Origin of the sequence: Mucilaginibacter sp., from assembly GCF_025362475.1 — a bacterium.
GTDB lineage: Bacteria > Bacteroidota > Bacteroidia > Sphingobacteriales > Sphingobacteriaceae > Mucilaginibacter.
Genome location: NZ_JANYGH010000031.1, coordinates 70,268 through 77,681, shown reverse-complemented (window position 1 = coordinate 77,681; position 7,414 = coordinate 70,268). Strand labels below are relative to the sequence as shown.

Below are 7,414 nucleotides of genomic sequence, written 5' to 3'. Positions count from 1 at the left end.
GCCTTTAGCCTTTAGCCTTTAGCCTTTAGCCTTTAGCCTTTAGCCTTTAGCCTTTAGCCTTTAGCCTTTAGCCTTTAGCCTTTAGCCTTTAGCCTTTAGCCTTTAGCCTTTAGCCTTTAGCCTTTAGCCTTTCTTATAGGTTATTTTATAAATAGTCCCCTTACTGTCGTCGGTTACATATAAAGAACCATCGGGGCCTTGTGCCAGGCCGCAAGGGCGGTGTTCGGCGCGACCAGATGCTGCTTTTTCTGCACCACCTGCAAAACCATCAGCAAATATTTCCCATTGACCGCTTGCTTTACCATCTTTAAAAGGCTGAAAAACTACAAAGTAACCAGCCTGTGGCTCCGGCGCGCGGTTCCATGAACCATGGAACGCAATGAAAGCGCCATTTTTATACTTCTCTGGGAATTGGCTGCCGGTATAAAACAACAAGCCATTAGGAGCAAGGTGACCCGGGAATGCGGCTGCCGGATTGATCGCTGTTTCGCCGCCTTCTTTCTTACCATCGCCGCCATACTCCGGCATTAATATTTTTTTATTTTGTTGCCAGTCGTAATACATATAAGGCCAGCCGGCGTTATCGCCTTTCTTAATAGCATACATACACTCTGCGGGTAACTCGGCAGATTGCTTGGTAGTAAAGTACTCAGGGAACAGATCATGTAACTGATCACGACCATGCTGCATTACAAACAACTGGTTGTTTTGCTGGTTCCAGTCCATCCCTACAACGTTGCGCAGGCCGGTTGCATAACGTATACCGTCGCCATAATGCTGGTTAGGCTTGTCGGCCTTAAACTGCCATATACCACCTGCAGAATCTAAAATAGGGCAGCCCTTTTGACCCGGTGAACCTTTTTTTCGGTCTTCTACCTGGCATGCATTGGAGTAAGCGCCAATATTAACATACAGGTTACCATCATTATCTAAAGTGATTGCCTTGGCCTCATGTTCATTACGGCTTATTAAGCCCGTAACTATTTTTTCGGGTTGATTAAGGTTGATCACTTCATTTTTATCATTCAATTTATAACGGAAAACTTCTTCATCGGATGATGCGTACAGGTAGCCTTTCTTTACATAAACACCGGTACCGCTAAAATCGCCAAAGGATGTTTTTACAGTAGCTTTATCAGCATCCTGGTGTAAAAATAAAATGCCTTTGCCTGTTTTTGCTCCGGTTAGTTTTACATAAATATCGCCTTGTGGGGTAACAGCTATCTCTCTTGTACCACCTAAATTTTCGGCTATAGCAGCAGCGGTAAACCCGGCTTGTAATTTAAGGCCAGCATTAACACCTGTCGGTGCTGTTGTTGAACCGGTGGAATCGATGTTTTTTTTATCAGCAGGGCCTCCGCTTTTACACGCGCTAAAAAATAACATACAGCCGGTTATTGCCACCGCAGGCAGCAATGCCAAAAATATTTTTTTGTTTTTCATGGTAAAGATTATTGGTTGTCAAATTAAATAAATATACAGTGAATACCGAAATCTGTTTTGTAGTAATTGTATGACACATACGTATTTAGGTTTTTGGGGAGGAGCATTATTCAATGAAAGTCAATTGGCTGGAATTTAATTTTGTCTTTCAACGCTAAGCTAAAATTAAATGCTGATTTATAGCTGTTTGAACATAGATAGCAACAATAGATTAAACCATTGGGGTGCCAGGGCGTCATAGATGTATAAAATTTAACAAAATGAAAAACATAGTCATATTATCAGCAATAGCAATGAGTGGTTTAATAGCTAATAAAGCCAACGCTCAATTATCAATACATGTAGGCTTTAATGTACCGGTTCGTCATGTTTATGTACCGGCCCCCCCGCCAGTTGTAGTTCAGGAGCCGGTTTATTATGATGATAACGCGCAGGTTAATTATAATGATAACAGTGATGATTATTATTACCTGCCAGAGGTTGAAGCTTACTACAGCGTAACAAACCATAACTATTATTACAATGATGGTAACAACTGGGTAACCTGTGCTTACCTGCCAGGGGCATATCGTAACTATGATTGGCGTGCTGCCGCAAGGTACGAGGTACGTGGCCGACGCCCTTATATGCATCATGATGTTTACAGACAAAGATGGGGAGGTTATGACGGTGACCGCGGTAACTGGGGACGCCGTTTTGAAAGAAGATATGATGGAGGAAGAAGATATGATGGAGGATATGCTTACCAAAACCATGATAACCGTGGATGGGACAGAGGCAACAGAAATAATGACCGTGGCAATTGGGGCGGCAGGCCAAATGATGGGCGTGATCGTGGAAACTGGGGAGGCCGGCCAAACCAAGGCAACGGGCATGATCAGGGTAACTGGGGTGGAAGACCTGACAATGGTGGCCATAACCAGGATGGCAATTGGGGTGGCGGACACAATGATGGCGGTAACCACAATGACCATACAAATGGCCAGGATCATGGCAACAGGGGCGGAGGACGTCAATTTGCCGATAATCGCGGAGGTTTTGGCGTAAGGCAATAAGCTTAAGAACCTGATAATTATGTAAGACTATTCATATCCCAATATATATAATGAAAAGGTCGCCTGTAATGGGCGACTTTTTTTTTGTTAAATGAACAAGCAAAAGGTTGTTCGCCCTATAAGTTGGCGCGTTAGCAGTATCGTGTTCTTCGTTATGGTTATCAGTAATATATCCCTCCATTACGCTTTAAAGGGAAATGGCATTTGCTGCTGCTTTTTCCTGAATTTTATAATTAAAAAAATCCTATTTTGGGAGAAATTATAGACCTCATTCCTTAGATGAAAAAACTATTAACCTCCGTATTATTCATAACCCTCGCGGGTAATATTTTTGCACAGGGTACATTACAGGCAGGCATGCCGGCTAACGAGAAAATTTCGGACGAAAGGTTGCAACGCATCGATAAGATGATTGAGCAAAATATTGATTCCGGATATGTAAACGGGGCAGTAGCGTTGATAGCCCGCAATGGTAAGATAGTTTATAACAAATCTTTCGGCGTTGCCGATCTGGAACAAAAAAAGCTAATGAACAACGATGCTATATTTCGCATCGCATCACAAACTAAAGCTATTACCAGCGTGGCGGTGATGATGCTTTTTGAAGAAGGGAAATTTTTACTTGATGATCCTATCTCCAAATATCTCCCAACGTTTGCTCATCCAAGGGTGTTAGATACTTATAATGACAAGGATACAACTTACACAACCATCCCTGCCAAAAGGGAAATAACAATCCGCGACCTGCTTACTCACACATCAGGTATAGGATATGCCCAGATTGGTTCGCCCCAGATGAATGCTATTTATGGTAAAGCAGGTATACAGGCTGGTTTTGTTACCGATAGAATATTGCTGGCCAATTCTATCAATAAACTTGGGACTTTACCACTGGTGCATCAACCCGGCGAACGCTGGACCTATGGGTTAAATGTAGATGTGTTAGGTTACCTGGTAGAGAAACTATCCGGCAAAAGTTTAGACCAGTTTTTTAAAGAACGCATCTTTGACCCGCTGGGGATGAAGGATACTTATTTTTACATTCCGGCGGCCAAGCAAAACAGGCTGGTAGCCGTTTATACACCCGATAAGCAAGGTCGCCTTATTAAATGGAACGCAGGAACATTTACTCCTATAAGCGTGGACTACCCTACAGTGAACGGTACTTATTATGCTGGCGGTGCGGGTTTAAGTTCAACAGTTAAGGATTATGCTGCCTTTTTACAAATGATGCTGAATGGCGGCACATACAACGGCCAGCGTTTACTGGCCCGCCATACAGTGCAATTAATGACCACCAATCAAATCGGCGACCTGTACCTCAATCCAGAAAAAGACAAGTTTGGGCTGGGTTTTGGCATTACTTCAGAGACCAGTTCAAAAAAACTGGGTATGAGTGAAGGTTCTTTTGCCTGGGGTGGCTTTTATGGCACTTTGTATTGGGCTGACCCTAAAGAGCACCTGGTATGTTTGCTGTTTATACAGAATTGGCCGCTGCCTCATAATGCTATACAAGATAAATTTAGGGCGCTAGTTTACCAGGCTTTAACGGATTGATTTATGTAAAACCGACTTTTAGTGGGCCGCTTTTGGCTTTCTAAAAGTCGGTCTTTAAACCGGATCATACATTACCTGATTACCACTGTCGACATGTTGTTTTTTTTCATATAAATTAAAAAATATTCCAAATATTAAAAATTATCTCGTTTATTGTGTATATTAGACACAGTAATAATTAAGTTAATAAAGAATTGGAGTTAATTAATAATAAAATACCTGAGGCGAAACCTAATTGCCCAAAGTGTAATAAAGTTTCTGATTATCGTGTGTCAAGAGGTTCAGTATTTAAAGTATTTCTTTTTTTTCTACCCGTTAAAAGATATATGTGTTTTAATTGTATGAGCAAATTTTACTCGTTCTCATGAGTGAAATTTAAAGGCCGGGCTTAGATCGATTTTTAACATATCAGGCTGTTTGTATTAAGATCTGAGATATAATTGATATCACGAAGCACAGATCCATATCTCTACAACAAACCTGTTTTTTTAACAGTCATTGCCAATCCAACTTGATCCGCCAACCACAGGTGTGTTTTTGTAAAAATCTTGTATCAACAAAAAAATACGATGTCAATTCATGCTGCGTTCATAAAAAATGTGTTTTTTAGTGGCTTGAAAATTAAATTTCAGTATTTTTAGTTAATGCGGCCAATCCGGATACTCCTAACAGCTTTTATTTTACTATGCCCGTTTTTTACTTTGGCGCAAAATGCAATCATTACCGGCAAGGTGGTGCATGGCGAAAGTAAAGCCCCCGTGGCCAATGCCAGCGTATTTTTAAGCAATGCTACATATGGTACTTCAAGTGCCGAGGATGGTTCATACACGCTATCGGGCGTTAAGCCGGGGCAGTATGAATTGGTAGTTACCGTGGTGGGATATGAAGATTATTCGCAAACCATACAGGTAGGGCATGAGCCCCTAAAGCTTGATATTTCGCTTACCCAAAAGGTGTTGATGTTACGCGAAGTAGTGATAAGCAGTAACGCCGACTGGAAGAAGAACTATGAACAGTTTAAGCGCGAATTTATAGGCACTACTGAAAACTCCAAACTGTGCAGGGTGCTCAACTCGCATGTTCTTAATCTTATTTATCACCGTAATAAACAACAACTGGAGGCTGAGGGCGAAGAATTTTTGGTGGTGGAGAACCGTGCGCTTGGTTATCGCACCAAATTTTTACTGAAGAAGTTTTTAAGCGACGGTATTGAACATACTATTGAATACTCGGGCAAGGCACTTTTTGAGCAATTGCCGGGTACTGCCGAACAAAAACGCCTGTGGAAACTAAAACGTGAGCAGGCTTATTATGGTTCGGCACAACATTTTTACCGTTCATTGTATAAAGACAGGTTAAAAGAGGAGGGTTTTGAAGCCCATGATTTTACCCGGGCGTTAAACAGGGAACGCCCGCCTGAGGAACTCATTCAGCAAAAAATTAAAAGATTCAGGGAGTTAAACCGCGATTCCCTTAATGCCTGGTACAAGTTAGGTAACCTCACCAAATGGAATGATGAAAATGTGGTAAAAATACCATATCAATCTATCGAGATCTTGCGCAAAACACCGCAGCCTGGAATTTATGCATTAATGTTTCCTCATTTTTTGTATGTGGTATATACTAAAAAGCATGAGCTTACCGAGTTTAAGGATGTATATCGCCCGCTGGATATGGAGAACTTTGAAACCAGCATTGTAACCTTATTTACCAACTACGCGCTATTTGATATGAATGGCATAATAGTATCAAATCCAAGCCCACTGTATGAAGGTACATGGTCAAAAGCCAAACTGGCGGATCTGCTGCCCGTTGATTATGAGCCGGGGGACTGATTTTAGTATCAGGTATCAAGAGGGGAGGTGAATGGTGCAGCATTGCTCAATGAATAAGTTAACCGGGATATAAAAAGCCAATCCTAAGACACTTTTGAAAATAAGAATATTTAAAAGGTAGAGAATGAAAATTACTGGTACGCGTTCTTATATATTAGTTGAGTTTAAAGACAAAAAAGTTAAGATCGAGGGTGAGTTGACCCTGACCCCTACATTTTATGCATCGATTGGGTCAATAGAAAATTGGGAAAGTCCGCATCAGGACATTATGTTGACAAGCGAAGAAAAAAGAGAGCTCATAGCAGATATTCTAAAATACAACAATCCTGACTTCAAGATTATTTTTGAAGATTAATTAATAATTCATTTTGGATTGTATAAAGCCAAGGTGTCTTTTATCTAATGTAACTCTTATTTCGGAAATAAAGTATTCTGTCAATGCTGGTAAGTTTTCCATATGGCAAACGTACTAATGGCCAAAATTAATTACCTTTGAGCATCTAAATAATATGAAGTTTATTTATCAAACATGGTGGAAAGTATTAGCCGTAGTTATGGTTATATACACCCTTATCGCAGGCTTATTGCTTGGGGTACCAACGATGCCTATCCTGCACGAAACTATCCGTAATACTTACTTTCATGTGCCCATGTGGATGGCCATGTTCTCAGTATTTACCATATCGGTTGTGTATAGTATCAAATACCTGCAAACAGGTAAAGAAGAGTATGATCTTATAGCTGTAGAAAGCGCCAATACGGGCTTGTTCTTTTTTGCTATAGGTTTGCTTACCGGTATGCTTTGGGCCAAATACACCTGGGGCGATTTTTGGAGCAACGACCCTAAGCAAAACAGCGCAGCTATTGCTTTTCTGTTGTATTGCGCTTACTCGGTATTGCGTAACTCTATTGACGAAGAACAAAAACGCGCCAAAATATCAGCTATCTACAACATCTTTGCTTTCCCTATCATGATCGTATTGATTATGGTGCTGCCCCGGATGACAGATTCCTTACATCCCGGTAACGGCGGTAACCCTGCCTTTGGTAAACTGGATATGGATAACCGCATGCGTATTGTATTATACCCCGCCTTTATTGCCTGGAGTTTTATAGGTATATGGATAGCATCTATCCGTTACCGCATCCGTTTAATTGAATATAAAAAGAACCAAATAAATTAATGAAGAAGTTAACATTATTGTTAATGCTGGTGTTGAGTTTTGCTACTGCTTTTGCTCAACAAAAACAGCCTGTTGAAATGGCCGATGTTTTACGCAGTTCGGGGAAAATATACGTCGTTGTGACCACAATTGTAATAGTTTTTGTTGGATTGGCTATTTATTTGTTCTCTATCGATAGAAGACTAAAAAAAATCGAAAAAGAAAATTAGTCTAAAAAATTTGCCTATTGAGTTTAAACATGGTTTTTACTGTACTTTTTGAGGTGTATCAAACACACTAACTATAATATATTTGCAATATTGATAAAAATTGTACCAAATTTGCTCACTTTTTTAAGAGT

Annotated in this window: 7 protein-coding genes; 6 read left to right on the top strand and 1 reads right to left on the bottom strand. The window is 40.5% G+C overall.

From position 1 onward, the window contains the following. Positions 1 to 123 precede the first annotated feature (123 nt). Positions 124 to 1,443, bottom strand: a complete 1,320-nt coding sequence (locus Q0R88_RS11725; RefSeq protein ID WP_295716283.1) for a PQQ-dependent sugar dehydrogenase — start codon at positions 1,441 to 1,443, stop codon at positions 124 to 126. A gap of 260 nt (positions 1,444 to 1,703) precedes the next feature. On the opposite strand from Q0R88_RS11725, the gene Q0R88_RS11720 reads away from it, so the two are divergent. The 6 genes from Q0R88_RS11720 (at position 1,704) to Q0R88_RS11695 (ending at position 7,283) form a co-directional block, all read left to right on the top strand. After that, the gene (locus Q0R88_RS11720; protein ID WP_295716281.1) at positions 1,704 to 2,498 is read left to right on the top strand and encodes a hypothetical protein; all 795 of its coding nucleotides are present in this window, start codon (positions 1,704 to 1,706) and stop codon (positions 2,496 to 2,498) included. A gap of 279 nt (positions 2,499 to 2,777) precedes the next feature. Then, complete coding sequence (locus tag Q0R88_RS11715; RefSeq protein WP_295716279.1) at positions 2,778 to 4,055, top strand: serine hydrolase domain-containing protein; 1,278 nt, start codon at positions 2,778 to 2,780, stop codon at positions 4,053 to 4,055. A 701-nt stretch (positions 4,056 to 4,756) separates the two neighbouring features. Next, complete coding sequence (locus tag Q0R88_RS11710) at positions 4,757 to 5,890, top strand: carboxypeptidase-like regulatory domain-containing protein (RefSeq protein WP_295716277.1); 1,134 nt, start codon at positions 4,757 to 4,759, stop codon at positions 5,888 to 5,890. Between the two features lie 124 nt (positions 5,891 to 6,014). Continuing rightward, positions 6,015 to 6,245 carry an Imm74 family immunity protein gene (locus tag Q0R88_RS11705; RefSeq protein WP_295716276.1) on the top strand — a complete coding sequence of 77 codons (231 nt, stop codon included), beginning with the start codon at positions 6,015 to 6,017 and terminating at the stop codon, positions 6,243 to 6,245. A 163-nt stretch (positions 6,246 to 6,408) separates the two neighbouring features. Further along, entirely contained in the window at positions 6,409 to 7,074 is a 666-nt protein-coding gene (ccsA, locus tag Q0R88_RS11700) for a cytochrome c biogenesis protein CcsA (RefSeq protein ID WP_295716287.1), read from the top strand. After that, positions 7,074 to 7,283: a CcmD family protein gene (locus tag Q0R88_RS11695; RefSeq protein ID WP_295716275.1), complete on the top strand. Its 210-nt coding sequence runs from the start codon at positions 7,074 to 7,076 to the stop codon at positions 7,281 to 7,283. Before ccsA ends, Q0R88_RS11695 begins: the two co-directional genes overlap by 1 nt. Positions 7,284 to 7,414 lie beyond the last annotated feature (131 nt).

Coding starts and splice junctions, on each gene's coding strand:
- Q0R88_RS11720 (WP_295716281.1), top strand. CDS start 1,704: ATGAAAAACATAGTCATATTATCAGCAATAGCAATGAGTGGTTTAATA.
- Q0R88_RS11715 (WP_295716279.1), top strand. CDS start 2,778: ATGAAAAAACTATTAACCTCCGTATTATTCATAACCCTCGCGGGTAAT.
- Q0R88_RS11725 (WP_295716283.1), bottom strand. CDS start 1,443: ATGAAAAACAAAAAAATATTTTTGGCATTGCTGCCTGCGGTGGCAATA.
- Q0R88_RS11695 (WP_295716275.1), top strand. CDS start 7,074: ATGAAGAAGTTAACATTATTGTTAATGCTGGTGTTGAGTTTTGCTACT.
- Q0R88_RS11705 (WP_295716276.1), top strand. CDS start 6,015: ATGAAAATTACTGGTACGCGTTCTTATATATTAGTTGAGTTTAAAGAC.